Annotated in this window: 18 protein-coding genes; 13 read left to right on the top strand and 5 right to left on the bottom strand. The window is 71.7% G+C overall.

The features are described 5' to 3' along the window. Positions 1 to 41: 41 nt before the first annotated feature. Positions 42 to 1,067 (bottom strand): LacI family DNA-binding transcriptional regulator, encoded by a 1,026-nt coding sequence (locus GLX25_RS03380; protein WP_155840804.1) that lies wholly within the window; start codon positions 1,065 to 1,067, stop codon positions 42 to 44. 235 nt (positions 1,068 to 1,302) lie between these two features. On the opposite strand from GLX25_RS03380, the gene GLX25_RS03375 reads away from it, so the two are divergent. Continuing rightward, the gene (locus GLX25_RS03375; RefSeq protein WP_155840803.1) at positions 1,303 to 2,625 is read left to right on the top strand and encodes an ABC transporter substrate-binding protein; all 1,323 of its coding nucleotides are present in this window, start codon (positions 1,303 to 1,305) and stop codon (positions 2,623 to 2,625) included. A gap of 10 nt (positions 2,626 to 2,635) precedes the next feature. Here the strand turns inward: GLX25_RS03375 and GLX25_RS18450 are convergent, their stop codons facing one another. Beyond that, positions 2,636 to 2,773: a hypothetical protein gene (locus tag GLX25_RS18450; RefSeq protein ID WP_205719816.1), complete on the bottom strand. Its 138-nt coding sequence runs from the start codon at positions 2,771 to 2,773 to the stop codon at positions 2,636 to 2,638. Here GLX25_RS18450 and GLX25_RS03370 point away from each other — a divergent pair. From GLX25_RS03370 to GLX25_RS03355, 4 genes are all read left to right on the top strand, one after another. Continuing rightward, on the top strand, positions 2,772 to 3,626 hold the full coding sequence (locus GLX25_RS03370; protein ID WP_205719815.1) for a carbohydrate ABC transporter permease: 855 nt from the start codon (positions 2,772 to 2,774) through the stop codon (positions 3,624 to 3,626). The two genes, GLX25_RS18450 and GLX25_RS03370, sit on opposite strands and share 2 nt — an antisense overlap. Continuing rightward, positions 3,623 to 4,453 carry a carbohydrate ABC transporter permease gene (locus GLX25_RS03365; protein WP_155840801.1) on the top strand — a complete coding sequence of 277 codons (831 nt, stop codon included), beginning with the start codon at positions 3,623 to 3,625 and terminating at the stop codon, positions 4,451 to 4,453. Before GLX25_RS03370 ends, GLX25_RS03365 begins: the two co-directional genes overlap by 4 nt. Before the next feature lie 3 nt (positions 4,454 to 4,456). Next, positions 4,457 to 6,535: an alpha-L-rhamnosidase-related protein gene (locus GLX25_RS03360; protein WP_155840800.1), complete on the top strand. Its 2,079-nt coding sequence runs from the start codon at positions 4,457 to 4,459 to the stop codon at positions 6,533 to 6,535. Positions 6,536 to 6,649: 114 nt separating this feature from the next. Beyond that, positions 6,650 to 7,438: a Pr6Pr family membrane protein gene (locus GLX25_RS03355; RefSeq protein WP_155840799.1), complete on the top strand. Its 789-nt coding sequence runs from the start codon at positions 6,650 to 6,652 to the stop codon at positions 7,436 to 7,438. A gap of 9 nt (positions 7,439 to 7,447) precedes the next feature. Here GLX25_RS03355 and GLX25_RS03350 read toward each other — a convergent pair whose 3' ends face one another. Continuing rightward, on the bottom strand, positions 7,448 to 9,184 hold the full coding sequence (locus GLX25_RS03350; protein WP_155840798.1) for an L-aspartate oxidase: 1,737 nt from the start codon (positions 9,182 to 9,184) through the stop codon (positions 7,448 to 7,450). Positions 9,185 to 9,261: 77 nt separating this feature from the next. Between GLX25_RS03350 and GLX25_RS03345 the strand changes: the two genes are divergently transcribed. Beyond that, positions 9,262 to 10,203 (top strand): LysR family transcriptional regulator, encoded by a 942-nt coding sequence (locus GLX25_RS03345; RefSeq protein WP_155840797.1) that lies wholly within the window; start codon positions 9,262 to 9,264, stop codon positions 10,201 to 10,203. Between the two features lie 9 nt (positions 10,204 to 10,212). On the opposite strand, the gene GLX25_RS19290 is transcribed toward GLX25_RS03345, so the two are convergent. Together GLX25_RS19290 and GLX25_RS03335 are read right to left on the bottom strand one after the other, a co-directional pair. Beyond that, positions 10,213 to 10,890, bottom strand: coding sequence for a CPBP family intramembrane glutamic endopeptidase (locus GLX25_RS19290; protein WP_155840796.1), 678 nt, complete (start codon positions 10,888 to 10,890; stop codon positions 10,213 to 10,215). Between the two features lie 137 nt (positions 10,891 to 11,027). After that, entirely contained in the window at positions 11,028 to 11,624 is a 597-nt protein-coding gene (locus GLX25_RS03335; protein ID WP_166548403.1) for a TetR/AcrR family transcriptional regulator, read from the bottom strand. A 232-nt stretch (positions 11,625 to 11,856) separates the two neighbouring features. Here GLX25_RS03335 and GLX25_RS03330 point away from each other — a divergent pair, with 232 nt between their 5' ends. The 7 genes from GLX25_RS03330 (at position 11,857) to GLX25_RS03300 (ending at position 20,749) form a co-directional block, all read left to right on the top strand. Further along, positions 11,857 to 13,551: a CocE/NonD family hydrolase gene (locus tag GLX25_RS03330; RefSeq protein WP_271192552.1), complete on the top strand. Its 1,695-nt coding sequence runs from the start codon at positions 11,857 to 11,859 to the stop codon at positions 13,549 to 13,551. Then, positions 13,548 to 14,003: a DUF3237 domain-containing protein gene (locus GLX25_RS03325; protein ID WP_155840794.1), complete on the top strand. Its 456-nt coding sequence runs from the start codon at positions 13,548 to 13,550 to the stop codon at positions 14,001 to 14,003. The genes GLX25_RS03330 and GLX25_RS03325 overlap by 4 nt, the downstream gene beginning before the upstream one ends. Positions 14,004 to 14,101: 98 nt before the next feature. Beyond that, the gene (locus GLX25_RS03320; RefSeq protein WP_155840793.1) at positions 14,102 to 15,742 is read left to right on the top strand and encodes an ABC transporter substrate-binding protein; all 1,641 of its coding nucleotides are present in this window, start codon (positions 14,102 to 14,104) and stop codon (positions 15,740 to 15,742) included. 31 nt (positions 15,743 to 15,773) lie between these two features. Further along, the gene (locus tag GLX25_RS03315) at positions 15,774 to 16,733 is read left to right on the top strand and encodes an ABC transporter permease (RefSeq protein WP_155840792.1); all 960 of its coding nucleotides are present in this window, start codon (positions 15,774 to 15,776) and stop codon (positions 16,731 to 16,733) included. Continuing rightward, a complete protein-coding gene (locus tag GLX25_RS03310) occupies positions 16,730 to 17,593 on the top strand; it encodes an ABC transporter permease (protein WP_155840791.1) in 864 nt (287 codons plus the stop codon). Before GLX25_RS03315 ends, GLX25_RS03310 begins: the two co-directional genes overlap by 4 nt. Next, complete coding sequence (nikE, locus tag GLX25_RS03305; RefSeq protein ID WP_155840790.1) at positions 17,590 to 19,326, top strand: nickel ABC transporter ATP-binding protein NikE; 1,737 nt, start codon at positions 17,590 to 17,592, stop codon at positions 19,324 to 19,326. The genes GLX25_RS03310 and nikE overlap by 4 nt, the downstream gene beginning before the upstream one ends. Continuing rightward, positions 19,319 to 20,749: an amidase gene (locus GLX25_RS03300; protein ID WP_155840789.1), complete on the top strand. Its 1,431-nt coding sequence runs from the start codon at positions 19,319 to 19,321 to the stop codon at positions 20,747 to 20,749. The genes nikE and GLX25_RS03300 overlap by 8 nt, the downstream gene beginning before the upstream one ends. The last annotated feature ends 54 nt before the right edge of the window (positions 20,750 to 20,803 follow it).

Here is a 20,803-nt window from a genome sequence, read left to right as displayed (position 1 = left end):
TTCCGGGGGAGCGGCCGGCGGGGCCGGCGATGGTTCGAGGGCTATCCGGCGCGCACAGCGCGCGTCGAGGCGCGCGGCTTGAGGGCCGGGGTCACGGAGAAGTGCGTGGGCTCGGTGCGAGCGTCGCGAATGCGTTCGAGCAGCAGGCGGATGGCGCGGTCGCCCATCTCGACACCCGACTGGTCGATGGTCGTCAGCGAGATCGCGGGGTGGCTGGCGATGTCGACGTCGTCGTAGCCGACCACCGAGACATCCGCCGGCGACAGGCCGGCCTCGCCGACCGCGCGGAGGGCGCCGAGAGCCAGTTCGTCGTTGCCGGCGAAGATCGCTGTGGGCCGGTCGTCGTCGAGGAGGGCGAGCGCGTCGAGCCGGGCCGCATCCTCGGTCATGCCCGTGCGCACGACCCGGATCTCGTCGTCGAGACCGGCGGCCCGCATGGCGGCGAGGTACTCCTCGAGCCGGATCGCGTGCGGCGTGCCCGAGCCGGGCTCGGTGACGTCCTCGCTTCGCGTGAGGTGGGCGATGCGGCGGTGGCCGAGCTCGAACAGGTGCGACATCGCGAGGCGCGTGCCCTCGGCGTCGTCGCCCGTCACGGTGTCGTAGTGCTCGGACGGATCGTGGCGGCCGATCATGACGACGGGCATGCGGCTGCCGAGCCGCTCGAGCCACTCGGTCGAGACCAGTGGGGAGATCGCGATGATGCCGTCGACCTGCCGGTCGGCGAGGGCGCCGAGCGCGCGGATGCCCTCGTCGCCGTTCTCGTCGGCGGGCGCGATGATGAGCTGGTACCCGGTGCCCTGCAGTGCGGTCGTGGCACCGGCGACGATCTTCGTGAAGAACGGGTTGCCGATGTGCGGCAGCTCGATGCCGAGCGTGAAGCTCGATCCGCGCATCGCCCGTGCCGCGACGCGCGGACGGTAGTCGAGTGCCTCGATCGCGGCGTTCACGCGCTCGCGCATCGCCGGGCTCACGCCGTAGGCGTTGCGGATGACCTTCGAGACGGCGGCGCGGGAGACACCGGCGTGCCGTGCGACGTCTTCGATGGTCGCTGCTCTCGCGTCGGTCATGCCGCTCTCCTCTCGTCGTCGTCGTCAGGAGCGAACTCGTTGTCACTGTACACGCTCCTGCCGAAAACGGTAGATCGATCTACGCCAACGGCCACATGATGTAGACCGATTTACGACCGAAGTGTGTAGATCGGTTGACAAACGCTCGGCACACTCCTAACGTGGCAGGCGCCACAGCACCGAAATCCCTCGGCGCACCCCAACAGCGCAGTTGCTTTACATGGAGGTAAAGAAGATGGTCCCCCGTACGACGCGACGCTCGATCGTCGCCCTGGGCGCAGGCGGTCTCGCCCTGTCGCTCGCACTGGCCGGCTGCAGCGCCGGTGACTCCGACTCCGACGGCGGCGCGGTCGAGCTGTCGTTCCTCGTCGACAACGGCGAGTCGACGGTCTCGACGGCCGAGGCGCTCGCCGAGGCGTTCCACGAAGAGAACCCCGACATCACCATCACCGTCGAGACCCGCCCCCAGGGTGCCGACGGCGACAACGTCGTGAAGACCCGCCTCGCCACCGGTGAGATGGCCGACCTGTTCCAGTACAACTCGGGTTCGCTGCTCCAGGCCCTGAACCCCGACCAGACGCTGGTGAACATCGCCGACGAGGCGTACGTCGACAAGCTCGACGAGAACTTCATCAAGAGCGTCGCGACCGACAACGGCGTCTACGGCGTCCCGATGGGCCAGTCGATGGCCGGCGCGATGCTCTACAACAAGGACATCTACGCCGACCTCGGGCTGGAGATCCCCGAGAGCTGGGACGACTTCATCGCCAACAGCGAGGCGATCAAGGAGGCCGGTGTCGCCGCCCCGATCGTGCAGACCTACGGCGACACCTGGACCTCGCAGCTGTTCGTGCTCGGCGACTTCAACAACGTGCTCGCCGAGAACCCCGACTGGGCCGAGGAGTACACGAACAACGAGGCGAAGTACGTCGACCAGCCGGCGTTCGCGGGCTTCGAGCACCTGCAGGAGGCGTACGAGGCGGGACTCTTCAACGAGGACTTCGCGTCGGCGACCTACGCCGACGGCGTCTCCATGGTCGCCACGGGCGAGGGCGCGCACTACCCGATGCTCACGTTCGCGGCCTCCCAGCTGGCGACCACGAATCCCGAGGCCACCGACACCGTCGGCTCGTTCCCGATCCCGGGCGACGACGCGTCGACGTTCGGCCTGACCGTCTGGATGCCGACCTACACGGTCTTCGTCCCGCAGTCGACCGAGGGCGAGAAGCTCGACGCCGCGAAGCAGTTCCTCGAGTTCCTGACGACGCCCGAGGCCTGCGACATCCAGTCCGAGGCCAACGCCCCGCAGGGTCCGTTCGTCGTCGAGGGCTGCGAGCTGCCGGACGACGTGCCGGCTATGGTCTCCGACCTGCAGGAGTACTTCGACGCGGGCCAGACCAACCTGGCGCTCGAGTTCCTCTCGCCCATCAAGGGACCGGCCCTGGAGCAGATCACGGTCGCCGTGGGCTCCGGCATCACCTCGGCTGCTGACGGCGCCGCCCAGTACGACGAGGATGTCAAGAAGCAGGCCCAGCAGCTCGGCATCGAGGGCTGGTAGGCCGTACCACTCAACTGCGGGGCCGGGCCGCGCCCGGCCCCGCAGCCATATCCGGGAGATCCACCATGACCACCGCGACGGCCACCGGCCGCACCGCCACGGGCAGGACGGCGACGTCGCCTCCGAAGCCCGGCAGGCGGAAGCCCATGAAGAGCCCCTACCCGACCTGGTTCTTCATCCCCGCCGGCGTCTTCTACGTCGTGCTGTTCCTCGTCCCGACGATCGCGTCGTTCTACTTCTCGCTGACGCGGTGGACGCTGTTCGACGTCGAGTTCATCGGCTTCGACAACTTCATCCGGTTCTTCCAGGAGCCGCAGCTCGTCACGGGCTTCATCAACACCTTCATCTACGCGTTCCTGACCTCGGGCGCGAAGGTCGTCTTCGGCCTCCTCTTCGGCGTGCTGCTCAGTTCGCAGATCATCGGCCGCGGCTTCCTCCGCGCCACGATCTTCTTCCCCGTGCTCGTCAGCACGATCGGCGTCGGCATCCTCTTCAAGGTCCTCATGGATCCCTTCGACGGCCCGATCAACGAGTCGCTCGCGGTCCTCGGCATCGAGGGTCCGGCGTGGCTCACCGACCCCTCGATCGCGCTGCTCTCGGTCGCCCTCGTCGACATCTGGAAGGGCGTCGGGCTCGCCACGCTCATCTACATCGCGGGCATGGTCGCGATCCCGCAGGAGTACTACGAGGCCGCGAAGGTCGACGGAGCCGGCGCCTGGAACAACTTCCGGCACATCACGCTGCCGCTGCTCCGTCCGGCGACGGTCACGGTCGTGCTGCTCTCGCTCATCGGCGGCCTGCGCTCGTTCGACCTCATCTGGGCGATGACGGGCGGCGGCCCCGGCTTCACGAGCGACGTGCTCGCCTCGGTCATCTACAAGCAGTACCAGGCCGGGTTCTTCGGCCTCTCCACCGCGGGCAACGTCGTGCTGTTCCTCGTCGTGGCCGCGATCATCTTCCCGCTCTCGTGGTGGCTCAACCGCAAGGAGGCCGACCAATGAGGAACGTCGCATGGAAGTGGGGCGGCGGCTCGGTCGCCATCCTCGTCGCGATCGTGATCTTCATCGTCCCGTTCACGTTCATCGTCTTCACCGCGGGAAAGACCCAGGCCGAAGCCTCGTTCCTCGAGTTCAGCTGGCCGACCGAGTGGGTGTTCTTCGAGAACATCGTCACGGTGCTGCAGAACCGGGACTGGCTGCTCGTCCGCGCCTTCTTCAACAGCACGGTCCTCACCGTCGGCGCCGTCGCGATCATGGTCGTGCTCGGCGCGATGGTCGGCTACGTCCTGCAGCGGCGGAAGTCGCGCTGGAACCCGCTCGTGAACACGCTCGTGCTCGCGGGGCTGATCATCCCGCCGGCCGTCGTGCCGACCATCTGGGTGCTGCAGGGCCTGGGCCTCTTCAAGACGCTCATCGGCCTCATCGCGGTGCACGTCGCCTTCGGGCTCTCGTTCTGCATCCTGCTCTTCCGGGCGTTCGTCGCGACCATCCCGCGCGAGCTCGACGAGGCGGCGATCATCGACGGCGCCGGACCGGTCAAGCTGTTCTTCCGCGTGATCTTCCCGCTGCTGCGCTCGGTCATCGTGACCGTCATCGTCGTGCAGGCCGTGTTCGTCTTCAACGACTTCACGTACGCGCTGTACTTCCTGCCGGGCGACGAGAACGCGACCGTGCAGCTGACGACGTTCAACTACATCTCGCAGTCGGTGAGCTCGTTCAACCTGCTCTTCGCCGACGTGCTGCTCATCACCATCCCGCCGCTGATCATGTACATCTTCTTCCAGCGGCAGATCGTCGCCGGCATGACCTCCGGCGCCGTGAAGGGCTGACGGATGCCGCAGCAGCCGCCGCGCTCGATCGACGAGCTGCGGCGGTGGGTCCGGACCCGCTCGCCGCAGCCCTTCGACGACGCCGACGTGGTGCCGCGCGCGGCCGACCGCGCGTGGGCGTACGGGCGCGACCAGTACGAGCTGGCGCTGCTCGGCCGGCTGGTCGACGACGGATTCGCGGCGAACCGGCACGTGCACTACCCGCGCAACCACGGCCGGCCCGCGCAGCACGTGCGGTTCCGGGCGGTCACGACTGCGGCCGTGCTGGTGACGGTCCGCGTCGCGGGGCGCGCCGAGGTCTCCGTGCGAGCGGATGCCGCGGGGCCGGCCTCCCTCGCGACCGGGGTCGTCGTCGTCGGCGACGACCTCCGGTTCGAGGTGCCGGTCGTGGGCACCGTCGTCGAGTTCCACGTCGTGGCGCGCACCGGCGACGCGCCGGCGCTCGGCATCCCTGCCGCTGCGGCGCTCGCCGACTGGGCGGCGTCGGTCGACGACGGCCCGTGGGAATCGATCGCGCTCCGCCCCGGCGGCGAGCGGCCCCCGCACCTCGAGGCACCCGGTCACGTCGAGGTCGCCGTGGCCCGGCGCCCGGACGGGCTCTACGACGCCGGTGCGCCGCTCCTCGGCACCCCGGTCCTCCCGCGCGGCCCGCAGCCGGTCGTCGGCAGCGGCGAGAGCGAGGCCGAGGCGCTCGCCGAGGAGACCGATCGCGAGACGCGCCACGACGTGATCCGCGTCGAGGAGGGGTGGGCCACGAGGCATCCGCTCGGCTTCAGGTACCTCTCGATCGGGGCGGATGCCGCGCCCCCCGAGGTGCGCGTGCGCGCCGAGGTGACGCCGATCGCGCGCCCCGGGGCGTTCGCGTGCTCCGACGACCGGCTCACCCGGGTCTGGGCGGCGGCGCAGTACACGCTCCGGGTCTGCGACCAGGGGCTGATGATCGACGGGATCAAGCGCGACCGCATGCCGTGGGCCGGCGACCAGGCGCTCAGCACCCTCGCCAACGCGTTCGCACTCGGCGACGGCGGAGTCGTCGCCGACGGGCTCGTGGCGCTCGGCCGCCCGGACCACGGGTACGTCAACGGCATCGCCGACTACTCGCTGTGGTGGGTCGTCAATGCCGACCTGTACGTGCGGTACTTCGGCGATCGCGGGTTCGCCGAGCGCGAGGCGGCGCACGTCGACGCGTTCGTCGCCGACCTCGCCCGGTTCGCCGACGATCGCGGCGTCTTCCGGCCCGAGGCGCAGCGCGGCGGATTCGTCGACTCCGGCCCGGGCTCGGTGTTCCTCGACTGGGGGCTCGCGATCGAGCACGGCCGCGACCCGGTGGCGCTGCAGATGCTGTGGTGCTGGGCGCTCCGCAGCGCGGCCCGGCTGCTCGATCGCGTCGAGCACGCGGGCGCGGCGCGATGGAGCGCGCTTGCCGACCTCGTCGAGTCCACCGTGCGGTCGAGCGGATGGCTCGCCGAGACCGACCGCTGGGCCGACTACCTCGGAGCGGATGCCACGACCTCCTCGCCCGCTCCCTACGCGAACTTCCTCGCCGTGCTCGCGGGGCTCCACTCCGACGGCGTGCCAGACGGGGTCGCGTCCTCGATCCGCACCGGCACGGCCGGCACGCCGTTCATGACCGCATTCCGGCTCCGCGCGAGGCTCGCCGCGGGCGAGCACGACGCGGTGCTCGAGGAGATCGAACGGATCTGGGGTGCCATGCTCGACGCCGGCCCGGGCACCTTCTGGGAGGAGGGGCCGTCGGGCGGCGACGACCTGGCCATGTACGGGCGGCCGTTCGGGCGTAGCCTCTGCCACGCCTGGTCGGCCGGGCCCGCCGCGCTCATTCCGGAGGCGGTGCTCGGACTGCGGCCGCTCGACGACGGCTGGACGCGCTTCGAGGTCGAGCCGCGGCTCGGCGGCCTCGAGTGGGCGTCGGCGGTCGTGCCGACCCCGCTCGGCGACCTGTTCGTGCATGCCGACGCGGAGGGCGTGACGGTGCAGGTTCCTGCCGGTGCGACGCTCGTGCGTGGCGAGCGGGTCGAGGTCGGGCCCGCGGTGGTCGAGTTTGGAGCTATCCCACAGCGCTGAGCACTCTTCATCGAGATTTCCTCAATCTTTGTGCCAGAGTTCCGGCGGCCGGATCCCCGGAGGCACTACAACGTCCTCAACCCGAACTCGTCGCAGTGCAACTGGGGGGTTCTCATGCGTTGGGTGTGGTTCAGGGTCGCCGCCGCGATCGTCGCGGGTTCGGGCGTCCTCGCCGGACTGCTGGTCAACATCGATCGCGCGGCGCGCGACGGCCAGGATCTCGGCCTCGTGCTGGCGAACTACTTCAGCATGTTCACGATCGTGTCGTCGATCCTCAGCATCGTCGTGCTGTCGATCGCGGCGCACTGGATGCGCCGGCACCGCGGCACCTCGCCCGAGCCCGTCGGCATCGCGCTGGCGATCGCCGCGGTCACCGGGCCGGTGATCCTGCTCGGCGTCGTGTTCAACGTTCTGCTGCGAGGCGAGCCGGCCGCGATCGCCGCGACCGACCCGCTCTGGGTCGCGAACCTGGACTCGTGGGCCACCGAGACGCTCCACGTCGTGCTTCCGCTCTACTTCATGCTCGACCTGCTGTTCGCCACGAGGCGTCGCGGGCTCCCGTGGCGGTCGCTCGCGGTGATCGTCAGCTACCCGCTCGTCTGGACGGTCTACACGATGATCCGCGGCGAACTCGTGCCGAACCCCGACGGCAGCGCGGAGTGGTGGTACCCGTACGGGTTCCTCGACCCGCACATCGCCGGCTACGACTCGTCGTTCGCGTACATCGGCGGCATCCTCTTCGCGTTCCTGCTGCTCGGCGTCTCGATCATCGGCATCGGCCGGTATCGCGCGCGCCACGCCGAAGCCCACGACGGATTGGCGGCGCACCTCGCAGCCCTTCCTCGCGTGATCCTCGCCCGCATCCGGTCGGGGCGCCGCCCGTCCGGGCCGTCGGTGGGGTGACGGGGCAGGTCACTCCACGAGCTTCCCGGCCGTCGACACCTCGCGCTCCATGAGTGCCGCGATCTCGTCGGGGATCGGCGGGATCGACTCGCGGGTCACGCCCGTGGACGGCGACCACACGAGGTTGACCTGCAGCGAGGCATCCGTCTCGGGGTGGTCGCTGCGGTTGTGGCATCCGCGGGTCTCGCGACGCTCGAGCGCGGCCTCGAGCGTCGCGCGGGCGGCCATCGCTGCCGACTTCAGGTCGAATGCGTGGGCGAGGTCCTGGTAGCCGGCGAGGTCGGGGTGCACGCCGATGTCGGCCATGCGGGCCTCGATCGCGTCGAGCTCGGCGAGGCCGGCGAGCAGGCCCTGCTCGTCGCGCACGACGCCGGCGTGCTCGGTCATGGTGTTCCGGATGGCGCGCTGCAGGGCGCGCACGTTCTCCGCGCCATCCGCGGCCAGCAGGTCGTCGATCTCGGCGCGCGCCGCCCGGACCGCGGACGCCGAACGCCGCTGCGCGTCGAGCCCGGCCGAGTAGGCCGCAGCGGCCTGTCCGACGATGCGTCCGAACACGAGCAGCTCGATGAGCGAGTTGCCGCCGAGCCGGTTGGCGCCGTGCAGGCCCGACGAGGCCTCGCCGATCGCGTACAGCCCCGGGACATCCGTGCCGTGGTCGTCGGGGCGCACCCAGACGCCGCCCATCGAGTAGTGCGCGGTGGGCGCGATCTCGATCGGCTCCCTGGTGATGTCGCGCATCTGCAGCTCGAGCATGGTCTGGTAGACGCGGGGGAGGCGCTGCATGATCGTCTCGCGCGGGAGGTGCGAGATATCGAGCCAGACACCCCCGTTGGGCGTGCCGCGGCCTTCCTTGATCTCGGTGTACGCCGCCAGGGCGACGCGGTCGCGCGTCGAGAGCTCCATGCGCTCGGGGTCGTACTTCGCCATGAAGCGCTCGCCGAGGGCGTTGGTGAGGATGCCGCCTTCGCCTCGCGCCGCCTCGCTGATGAGGGTTCCCGCGGCGCTCTCGGGCTCGATGATGCCCGACGGGTGGAACTGCACGAGCTCGGGGTCGCGCACGCGGCCGCCGGCCTCGACGGCGAGGCGCCACGAGTCGCCCGTGTTCTCGTCGCGACGCGAGGAGGTGCGCCGCCAGATGCGGTTGTGGCCGCCGGCGGCGAGGATCACGGCGTCGGCGTGGATGAGGTAGCGGGTGCCGTCCTCGAGGTCGAAGCCGTAGGCGCCGAAGACCGCGCCGTCGTCGTTCACGAGGATGCGCGTGACGTAGACCGTGTCGAGGATCGGCACGCCGAGCTGCGCGGCGCGGTTGACGAGGGTGCGCTGGATCTCGAGGCCCGTGTAGTCGCCCGCGAACGCGGTGCGGCGGTAGGTGTGCGCGCCGAAGAAGCGCTGCGAGATGCGGCCGTCCTCCTCGCGGGCGAACGGCATGCCGTAGCGCTCGAGGTCCTGGATGCCGCGGGCCGCGCCCTTGGTGACCGTCTCGACCGTGCGCGGGTCGGCGAGGAGGTAACTCTCCTTCAGGGTGTCGGCGGCGTGCTGCTGCCAGCTGTCGTCGGCGTCCATGGTGGCGAGCGCGGCGTTGATGCCGCCCGCCGCGAGCGAGGTGTGGGCGTCGGACTTCGCGCGCTTGCCCAGCGCGAGCACGTCGACGCCCGCCTCGGCGAGCTCGATCGCGGCGCGCAGGCCCGAGCCGCCCGTGCCGATGACGAGGACGGTGGTGGAGATCTGGCGTTCCGAAGCAGTCATGCGCTCCACGCTAGGTCGGCCGGTTACATCCGTCCAATGCATCTTCGGCGTGATATCGATGCGTGTAGGCTATCGACATGAATCTCGAGCAGCTCCGGTCGTTCGTCGAGGTCGCGCGGTTCGGCAACTTCACGCGCGCCGCCGAGGAGCTCTACCTCGCGCAGCCGTCGCTCAGCCGCCAGATCGCGGCGCTCGAGCATGACCTCGGCGCCGAGCTGTTCCACCGCGCCCGGGGCGGCTCGACGCTCACGGTCGCGGGCGAGTCGCTGCTGCCCCTCGCCAGGCGCATGCTCGCCGACGCCGAATCGGTGCGCCGCGAACTCGCCGAGCTCGCCGGCCTCGAGCGAGGCCGCGTGCGCCTCGGCGCCACCCCGACCCTCTGCATCAGCCTCGTCGCCGAGGTGCTCAGCGCGTTCCACGCGGAGCATCCGGCCATCGAACTGCACCTCTCGGAGCAGGGATCGCGCGGCCTCCTCGACGAACTCGCGGGCGGCGAGCTCGACCTCGCGCTCGTGACGACGACGGATGCCACGGCCCCGGGCCGCGTCACCGTGACGCCGCTGCTCGTCGAGGAGCTCGTGGTCGTGTCATCCGCCGCAGCACCGCCGGTGACCGACCGCGAGACGATCTCGCTCGCCGAGGTCGCGCGGCTGCCGCAGATCGTCTTCAGCTCGACCTACGACCTGCGGGCGGCGACGGATGCCGCCTTCCGCGTTGCGTCGCTCGCACCCGAGGTCGTGCTCGAAGGCGCCGAGATGGATGCCGTGCTGCGCTTCGTCGAGCGCGGACTCGGCGTCGCGATCGTGCCGGCGCTCGTGCTCATCGACCGCCCGAGGCTCCGGGCGGTGCGGCTCGCCGAGCGCGCGCTCGACCGGACGATCAGCCTGGCGATGCCGGCGGATGTCGCGCCGACGGCCGCGGTCGAGGTCATGCGTCGCACGATCGCCGCGGAGGCGACGGCCTTCGCGGCGCGGGCGGGGGAGACGATGCGGGTCGCGGGTCCAGTGTCCGCCGACTGATGATCGACGTCAGGCCACGAGCCCGTACGCCGACGCGGTCGCGACGAGGTTGGACGCGGCGTGCACGACGATGGACGGTGCGGTGCGGCGAGTCGCCATGGCGAGGGCGCCGAGCACGATCCCGGAGAGGAACGTGGCCGCAGCAAGCGCGACGCCGTTGACGCCGGCGAAGGCCTGCGGCAGGTGGAGCGAGGCGAACAGCAGTGCGGTGAGCACGATGGCCGCGTTCGTGGCACGGAAGCTGCGCGTCTGATCGGGATCCGGCCCGTCGAACCACCGCTTCAGCGACGGCTGGAGCATGCCCCGGAAGACGACCTCCTCGATGAACGGGGCCGCGACGACCGCGAGCACGACGGTCGGCAGCCAGATCATCGGATCGGGTGAGGGGAACACGTTCGAGTCGAGCCCGCCGGGATCGCCGAACATCAGCAGCGCGACGTACACGGCGAACGGTTCGAGGAACCAGATCGCCGCGAACGCGACGGGGATCCCCAGGAGGTCGATCCACCGGAACGACAGGCCGTAGTCGCGGATCAGGCTGCCGGTGCCCCACCTCCGAGACACGAACACGATCCAGCCGACGACGAGCACCGGCATGGCGAGGCTCAGGGCCAGCCAGACCGGGTAGGTCAGCCACTCCACGGGCAGCAACGCCGGCCCGAAGATGCCGACGACGAAGATCCCCACGCCCGCGAGGGCATGAAGAAGACCCCACCGACGGGTCGGCGGGGCCGCGGATGCGGGAGCGGTGATGACGTCTATGCCGCCGACTGTATCCGACTCGACGCGGCTCGACGACACGCCATCGGCAGGGTGCGCGAGGCTCAGCCGGATGCCCCGCCGTCGGCGCGGCCCAGCGCGGCGATGAGCAGCTCGGCCGAGCGTCGGGCATCGGGGTCGACCGTCGACACCGACGCGATGTCGTTGAGGAAGACGTTGTGCAGCGCGCTCGCCACGATTCCGTAGGCGACGGTGCGGCGGAGGCCCGGGTCGGCATCCGGGTGCTCGGCGGCGAGCATCGCGGCGATCCGCCGATGCGTCCCCTCGTACGCGGTGGTCAGGACCTCGGCGATCACGGTGTCGGTGCGCGCCGCCTCGACCAGGCCGATGACGACGGCGTTCTCGGTGCCGGCGGCCGCGAACGACTCGCTGAAGAGGAAGTCGACGGCGGATGCCACGGTGTCGACCTCGGCGGGGAGGACGGACTCGCCGTCGGTGCCGTCGTAGAAGAACCGGCGCGCGCTCTCGCGGAGGAGCTCCTCGCGATTGCCGACGAAGTGGCGCACATGGCCGCGCGACATGCCGACCTCTGTCGCGATGCGGTCGAGGCTCGCGCCCGCGATGCCGTGCTCGCCGATCGTGCGGATGGTCGCCGCCACGATCTGGCGTCTCCGCTCGTCGGCGACGGAAGGTCGCGCCATCCTCGTCTCCCTCCTGTGTCCGCGTCTCGGCGGCCCCGCTCGGGCGCGCCGGCTCGCACCGGCTCGTCGCCTCGCACGATAGCCGACGCGGACGTCCGGCTCGGCTCGCCGGCGTCGAGCCGATCGTCCCACATTTCGGAGTTTATTGTCTAGTCGGCCTTGACTAACAACGTGGTTTCGACCTAGCGTGGCGTCCACCCCGAACCCGGGACACCCACTCCAGGAGGTATCCGTGCCCGAGATCGTCCACGTCGGACCGGCGCCCGCCAGTCCGCTCGCCCGAGAGGTCGGCGTGCGCATGCGCGACGGCGTGCGGCTCGCGACCGACGTCTACCTGCCGGGGGCGCCGGGCACCCCGGAGACGGGCGCGGGCGACACGATCCTCATCCGGCTGCCCTACGACAAGAGCGGCGAGTACACGTTCATCCCGCTCATCGCGGAGTACTTCACCGCACGGGGCTACCGGGTCGTCGCGCAGGACGTCCGCGGCAAGTTCCGCTCCGAAGGCGACGCGCTGCTCTTCGTCAACGAGGTCGACGACGGCTACGACACCATCGAGTGGATCACGCACCAGCCCTGGTCGAACGGGCGCGTGGCGATGTGGGGCGACAGCTACTACGGCTACACGCAGTGGGCGGCCGTCGCGTCGCAGCATCCGGCCCTGAAGGCGATCGCGCCGCGCGTGACCGGCACCCAGCTCGGCGAGCCCGTCCGGCCCCGGCCGGGGGAGCGCACGCGGCCGGTCGAGTGGGCGATCACCTACCTCTACCCGGTCACCTACTTCCACTCGCGCGACGCGTACTTCTGGGAACTCGATGCCACCGAGCGCCCGTACAGCGCGCAGGTCGAGCGCGTCCTCGACGAGCTCGGCTCCCGGTCGATCTCGTACGACCAGTGGTACCCGCGCGCGGTCCACCTGCCGCGCTTCCCGGTCGCGAGCCCGTTCGACGCCCGCCCGGTGCCGACGCTGCACACCATCGGGTGGTGGGACAACTGCGCACCGCTGTCGTGGGCGGACGTCGCCGAGATCGAGCAGCGTCCGTCGTGGGCGCTCAACCACTTCCTGCGCATCGAGTCGATGGACCACGAGGCGTACTACCTCGACGACGCCGAGGAGGACCGCGTCGAGGAGCGCACCGAGGACCAGCTCCGCGCCGAGCTCCCGCGCATGCTCGAGCCGGCGCTCGAGTTCTTCGAGGTGTTCGTGCGCGGCAACGGCTCGGCGGGCGACATCCCGCGCGTGAGCTGGAACCTCGCCGGCACCGAGGGCATGCGAGCGGATGCCGCGTGGCCGCCGCCGGGCGCGCGCACGCGCTCGTGGTACGCGGCGCCCGGCACGGGCGGCGACGGTCGCGGGCGTCTCGAGCCCGATGCGCCGACGACCGAGACGACGGTCGAGTGGACCCACGACCCGGCCGACCCCGTCCCCTCGAGCGTGCCGAACGCGTTCGCCTTCCTGCTGCACCGACCCGACGAGGCGCCCATCGGCGCCCGCGACGACGTCCTCGTGTTCGACGCCGAGCCGGCGACCGACGACCTCGATCTCACCGGGCCGGTGCGCGTCGCCGCGCGCGTGGCGTCCGACGGCCCGGTGATGGACGTGTTCGTCCGGCTCCTCGACGTCGCGCCCGACGGCACGGCGCTCCGCATCGCCCGCGGTCAGGTTCAGGTGACGGATGCCACGGCCCCCGCCGACGTCGACATCGACCTCGGCCAGCTGGGCTACCGGCTGTGCGCCGGCCACCGGCTGCGCGTGCACGTGTCGAGCAGCGACTCGCCCGAGTTCATCGCCCAGCCCGGCACGGGCGAGGAGCCCTGGGGGGCTCGCGAGACCGTGCCCAACCGCCAGCGCCTCCTGCTCGGCGGGAGCCATCCGTTCCGACTCGACCTGACCGTCGCCCCCACCTCCGAAGGAGCACCCGCATGAAGCAGCCCGAGCTCGAGTTCGCCTTCGAGATCCGCGTCGACGTCGATCGGTGGATTCCGATCGGCCGCAGCGCCGACGAGGACCTGACGTTCACGCCCATCACCGGCGGCACCGTCGCCGGACCGATGCTCACCGGCACCGTCCTGCCGTACGGCGGCGACTGGGCCGTGGAGCGGAGCCGCACCTCGCAGCTCGAGGCGCGCTACCTGCTGCGCGCCGACGACGGCGCGGTCATCGACATCCTCAACCGCGGGTACTTCCGCGCCTCCGAGGAGGTCGTGGCCCGGCTCGTCGCGGGCGAGAACGTCCCCGAGGAGGAGTACTACTTCCGCACCGCGCCGGTCTTCCAGACGGATGCCCCGGCCCACCGTTGGCTCGCCGAGCACCAGTTCGTCGGGCTCGCGCGCGACGAGGACGGCCAGGTGTGCGTGCGCGTCTTCGTCGTGCGCTGAGCGACCGAACGGCCTCGAACCGCACCCCAGCCCTGCATCACCCGACCCGGCACCCGCACCGCCCGCCCCGCACCATCCGACCCCCGAGAGGAATCGCCATGAGAACCACCGGCATCACCACCGCCGCGCTCGCGGCCGGGACCGTGCTCCTGCTGCTCAGCGGCTGCACGGCCCGAGACGCCGAACCCGTCCCGACCTCCGCGGCCCCCGTCGACGAGTCGTCGCTCGTCGCCGCCCTGCCCGACGCCACGACCGAGGTCGACGAGGTCACCTGGGGGCTCGTCGAGGGCGAGCCCCGCACGCTCGACCCCGCCGCCGAGTACAGCTTCGTCATCCCGAACCTGTGCGAGAGCCTGCTGCAGCTGCAGCCCGACTTCACCGTCGAGCCCGGCCTCGCCACGAGCGCCGAGTGGGTCGACCCGACGACGTTCGTCATCGACCTGCGCGAGGGCGTGACGTTCTGGGACGGCACGCCGCTGACGCCCGCCGACGTCGTGTTCAGCATGGAGCGCAACCGCGTCGAGTCGTCGCCGTGGTTCCCCGCCTTCGTGCTCGTCGACACCATCGAGCAGACCGGCGACCACCAGGTCACCGTCAGCTTCACGGCCCCCGACTCGACGTTCCGCGACGCGCTCTCGAGCGCGGCCGGCGCCGTCGTGAACGCCGCCCAGGCCCAGCAGGCCGGCGATGCGTTCGGCACCGCGAGCGGCGACATCCTGTGCACCGGCCCGTACGAACTGGCCGACTGGACGCCCGGCACCGAGATCGTCACCACCGCGAACGCCGACTACTGGGGCGGGGCGCCGCTCACCGAGACCCTGCGCTACGTCTTCGTGCCCGACGGCACGACGCTCACGACCGCCCTGCTCGAGGGCGAGATCGACGGCGCGTTCAACGTCGCCCCCGGCAGCCGCTCGGTGTTCGAGTCGTCGGACGAGGGACGGCTCGTGCTCGGCCCGTCGACCGCCTCGTTCTCGTTCGGGCCGACCCGGTCGACCGGTGCGGGCGCGAACCCCGACATCCGCCGGGCCCTGAGCCTCGCGATCGACCGCGAGCAGTACGTGCAGACCGTGCTCAGCGGACTCGGCGCGCCGCAGAAGACCTTCACCCCGCCCTTCGCCTGGGACGGCATGGAGGCGGCCGACCAGTACACCGACGCCTACGCGGCCCTGCCCGACGTCGAATTCGACCTCGAAGCCGCGACGGCGCTCGTCGAGGAGTCGGGCGAGGACCTCTCCGTGCCGCTCGTGGTCGCGATCCCGGCGGGCGCGAAGGAACTCGCGCAGACCGCGGCGATCATCCAGGCCGCCGGAGCGCAGCTCGGGCTCACCGTCGAGATCGACGAGCGCCAGCCCGCCGACTTCACCGAGATCTTCTTCGACCCGGCGGCGCGCGAGAGCATCGACTTCGTGGCGACCGCGGGCTACCTCGACAGCCCGGGCGTGCTGGGGTACGCGCAGCAGTTCCTGCTGCCGCCCGACCTCGGCGGGTTCTTCAACTGGAGCGAGTACTCGAACGAGGCGGTCACCGGCGAGCTCCAGGTCGCGCGCACGACGCTCGACCCCGCGGCATCCGCCGACGCGTTCATCGCCGCGCAGGAGGTCTTCGCACCCGACCAGCTGCAGGTGACGCTGGCCGGCGCATACCACCTCACGTTCCTGAACGACGGGCTCACCGGCGTCACGACCTCGGTCGCGGCGTACAGCAGCCCCTGGGCGCTCCACCTCGGGGCCGAGTGATGCGACGACGCTGGACGGGACGGGAGCGGACATGAATCCACGTGTGCTGGCGCAACTCGCCAGGCAGCTGGGGAGCCTCGCGCTCACACTGTTCCTGTCCAGCGTCGTCATCTTCTGCGCCGTGCTGCTCACACCCGGCGACCCGGTCTCGGCGTTCGCCGGCGGGACGCGGCCGACGCCCGACATGATCGCGGCGATCCGCGCCGAGCACCACCTCGACGACCCCGTGTGGCTGCAGTACCTCCACTGGGCGGGCGGCGTGCTCACGGGCGACCTCGGCACCTCGTACGTCTACCGGACCGACGTCGTCGACCTGATCGCCCCGCGCGTCGGGATCACGGTGCTCCTCGTCGCCTACGCGGTGGTGCTCATCGCGGTCTTCGGCGTCGGCTCGGGCATCGTCGCGGCGACGCGCGGGCGGATCGCCGACCGGGCCGTGCTCATGGCCACGTCGATCGGCATGGCGCTCCCGACGTTCGTCGTGGCGATCCTCCTGATCTGGATCTTCGCGCGGGTGCTCGGCTGGTTCCCCGTGTACGGCGCGGGCGAGGGATTCCTCGACCAGCTGTACCACCTCACCCTGCCGGCGATCTCGCTCGCGGTGCTCTACATCGCCTACCTCAGCCGGATCACGCGCGGCGCGGTCGTCTCCCAGCTGCACTCGGAGCACGTCGAGACGGCGCGCGTCCGCGGCATCCCCCGAGCACGGATCTTCCGTCGGCACGTGTTCCTCAACGCGTCGCCGCAGATCCTCGCGGTCTCCGGTGCGACCGTCGCGGGCCTGTTCGCCGTGTCGGCCATCGCCGAGCAGGCGTTCGGCATCGGCGGACTCGGCTCGCTGCTGACCGAGGCCGCCGCACGCAAGGACGTCCCCGTCGTGCAGGTCATCTCGCTGCTGCTCGTCGTCGTGTTCGTCGTGCTCAACGCGATCGCCGACGTCGCGATCGCGATCATCGACCCCGACAGCGTCAAGCCCGGGAGGACCGCATGAGCGTCGCCCAACTCGCCGGCGGACGCGTGTCCACGGTGCTCCGCCGCGCGGCGACGCGCGACCCCCTCGTCGTCACCGCGTCGATCGTGATGCTCGGCATCGCGGTCATGGCGGTCTTCGGCCCGGCCCTCGCACCCTACGACCCCGACGCCCTCTACGTCGGCCCGATCTCCGGCCCGCCGACGCTCGCCCACCCGTTCGGGACCGACGACCTCGGGCGCGACATCCTCTCCCGCGTCCTCGTCGGCGCCGGGCCGAGCGTCCTCGGCCCGATCGTCGTCGTGACGATCTCGAGCGTGCTCGGCGCCGCGATCGCGATCGGCGCAGCCTGGTTCGGCGGCGCCGTCGACGCGGTGTCGTCGCGGCTCATCGAGGTGCTGTTCGCGATCCCCGGGCTCGTGCTCGCGGTGCTCGCGGTCGCGATGTTCGGCAAGGGGCTCCTCGCACCCGCGGTCGCGCTCTCGATCGCGTACCTGCCGCTCGTCGCCCGGCTGATCCGCGCGCTCGCGCGGCAGGAACTCGCCAAGCCCTACGTCGCGGCGCTCCGCGTGCAGGGCGTGGGCGGCGGCGCGATCTGCTTCCGCCACCTGGTGCCCGCCCTCCTTCCCGCGCTCTTCGCGCAGGCCACCGTCGGGTTCGGGTACGCCATGCTCGACCTCGCCGCGATCTCGTTCCTGGGCCTCGGCGCGCAGCCGCCGGCATCCGACTGGGGCGTGATGATCGCGAGCGGGCAGCCCGCGCTGCTGACGGGCGCACCCGAGCAGGCCGTGATCCCCGCGGCGTTCGTCGTGATCACCGTGCTCGCCGTGAACATCCTCGGCGCGCGCGTGACCGCCTGGGCAGAAGGAGGAGACCGATGACCGCGCCCATGCACGGCCCCGTGATCGCACCCGTGCTCGAACTCGACCGGCTCGCCGTGCGCGCCGCGATCGACGGCGAGACGCGCACGCTCGTGCACGACTGCACGATCCGGGTCGCGCCGGGCGAGGCGGTCGGCCTCGTGGGCGAGTCGGGCTCGGGCAAGACCCTGTCGGCCAGGGCCGTGGCCGGGCTGCTGCCCGAGGGCTTCTCGACCGGCGGCGCCATCCGCATCGAGGGCGAGGACCTCGCCGCGCTCTCGCCGTCGCGGCTCCGCGACCTCCGCGCTCGACGGATCGGCATGGTGTTCCAGTCGCCGCGTGCGCACCTGAACCCGCTGCGGACGATCGGCGACTTCATGACCGAGGCCCTCGTCTCCGTCGCCGGCGCGAAGCCCGATGCGGCCGCCGCGCGGGCCGCCGACCTGCTCGCGGAGGTCGGCATCCCCGACCCCGCCAGGCTCCTCCGCCAGCGGCCCGGCGAGCTGTCGGGCGGCCTGCTGCAGCGCGTGATGATCGCGTCGACCCTCGCCATGGATCCGCGGATCCTGCTGGCGGACGAGATCACGACCGCGCTCGACGTCACCACGCAGGAGGAGGTGATGGCCGTCATCGCCGACCTCCGGCGGCACCGCGACCTCGCGATGCTCTTCATCACGCACGACCTCGCGCTCGCCGGTGCCGTCTGCGACCGCGTCGCCGTGATGCAGCACGGTCGGGTGATCGAGACGCTGCGCGCGTCGACGATGCGGTCGGATGCCTCGGAGCCGTACACGAAGCGCCTGATGGCGGCCGCACTGCCCGAGGAGGAGCGCGGCGCCGGGGCGAACGCGACGACCGGCCCGGCCGCGCCCGTCCTCGCCGTGGAGGACCTGCGCAAGGTGTTCGCCGTGCGTTCGGAGCGGGGCTTCGGCACCGACCGGTTCACCGCCGTCGACGGCGTCGGGTTCGAGCTGCGCGCCGGGTCCGCGCTCGGCATCGTCGGCGAGAGCGGCTCGGGCAAGTCGACGACGGCGCGCATCGTCTGCGGCCTCGAGACGGCGGATGCGGGCACCGTCGCCGTGATGGGCGACGACTGGTCGCGGCCCGCACGAGGTGCGGCCGAGCGCCGGCGCCGCGCCCGGGTCGCGCAGATGGTGTTCCAGGACCCGTACCAGTCGCTCGACCGGCGGAGGACCGTCGGCCAGACCCTCGCCGAGGCGATCGGCGTGCACCGGCCCGGGCTGCGGCGCGCGGAGCTGCGGGACCGCGTCGAAGCGCTGCTCGGTGCGGTGCGGCTCGACGTCGCGCTCGCCGAACGGCGCCCGCGTGCCCTCTCGGGCGGCCAGCTGCAGCGCGTCGCGATCGCCCGCGCGCTCGCCGCGGAGCCCGAGATCCTCGTGCTCGACGAGGCCGTCTCGGCGCTCGACGTGACGACGCAGGTCGAGATCCTGACACTGCTCGACGGCATCCGCCGCGAGACCGGGGTCGCGCTGCTGATGATCTCGCACGACCTCGAGACCGTCCGTCGGCTCTGCGACCGCGTCGTCGTCATGCGCGCGGGCGTCGTCGTCGAGCAGGGCGCGATCGCCGAGGTGCTCGACCGGCCGCAGGCCGAGTACACGCGGACGCTCCTCGATTCGATCCCGCGTGAGGGCTGGGTGCCGCGTCGGCGCCTGACCGCCCGGACGACCCCGCTTCCCACCGTCGCGACCGCCGCGACGCGTACCATCCGTCAAGGAGACCTGCATGAATGAGAGACCGCTCTGGCGCTGCGACGCCCGCGAACTGGCCCGCCTGTTCCACTCGGGGGCGGTCGCCGCCGTCGAGATCGTCGACGCCCATCTCGCGCGGATCGCCGAGGTGAACCCCGCCGTGGGCGCCGCCACCGTCGTCTTCGACGACCGGGCGCGCGCACTCGCGGCCGCGCTCGACCGCCGTCGCGCAGCCGGGGAAGCGCTCGGTCCGCTCGCGGCCGTGCCGTTCACCGTCAAGGAGAACATCGACCTCACCTGGTCGGCGTCGACGCACGGCTGGACGTTCCTCGCCGAGGCCGTTCCGCCTGTCGATGCGACGATGGTGCGGCGCCTGCTCGACGCCGACGCCATCCCGATCGCGCGCGGCAACATGCCCGACTTCGGGCTGAGGTGGGACACCGACAACGACCTCTTCGGCCGCACCCGCAACCCGTGGGACCCCGATCGCGTCCCGGGCGGATCGAGCGGCGGCGACGCCGTCGCGGTGGCCACCGGCATGGCGCCGCTCGGCCTCGGGAACGACTACGGCGGCTCGCTCCGGCTCCCGGCGTACGCCGCCGGCGTCTGCGCGCTCCGACCGTCGGCCGGACGCATCCCCGCACCGACCGCGGCCGACGAGCCGGTCTCGCTGACCCTGGCGCACTTCGCGGTGAACGGGCCCATCGCGCGCTCGGTCGACGACCTCGACCTCGCGTTCTCGCTGATGCACGGTGCCGACGACCGCGATCCGCTGGCCGTCACCATCCCGCACCCGTCGTCGTACGACGGCCCGCGTCGAGCGGCGGTCGTGCGCGACCCGCTCGGCTGGGGTGTGGATCCCGAGGTCGCGGCGGCCGTGAACCGCGCCGCCGGAGCGCTCGCCGACGCCGGGTGGGAGCTGGTCGAGGCCGAGCCGCCGCTGCTCGAGGAGGCCGCGACGAGCTGGCGGCAGCTCTCGTCGACCGAGATGGTCGGGGCGTTCCGGCCGGGCGGGCTGCCGGCGCCGCTCAGCGAGGGGTCGACGCGCTACTTCCTCGACAACGCGAGCGAGACGCACCTGCTCGAGACCGTCGAGGAGTACGCGGGCGCCTGGGCCCGACGCGTGCAGGTCGCGGCCGCCTGGGAGGCCTTCCAGGCCGAGTACCCGATCGTGCTCGGGCCGGTCTCCGCGCGCCGCATGCCGCGGATCGGCTTCGACCTGTCGGGACCGGCGGCGACGACGCAGCTCTGGCGCGACCACCGGCTGCTCGTCGCCGTGAACTTCCTCGGCCTGCCGTCGGTCGCGGTGCCGACCGGGCTCGACGACGACGGACTGCCGACCGGCGTGCAGCTCATCGCCGGACGCAACCGCGACCATGCGGCGCTGGCCGCCGCGCGCGACGTCGAGGCGCGCTTCGGCGCGCTCACCCCGGTCGACGTGCGCGAGCGCGTCGCCGCCGACTGACCGTCGGGAGACCGCGAGAGGCCCGTCCCCGATTTCGGGGGCGGGCCTCGCGGG

It is taken from the genome of Agromyces luteolus (assembly GCF_009729855.1).
Lineage (GTDB): Bacteria > Actinomycetota > Actinomycetes > Actinomycetales > Microbacteriaceae > Agromyces > Agromyces luteolus.
This window is presented reverse-complemented; position numbering and strand designations above follow the sequence as displayed.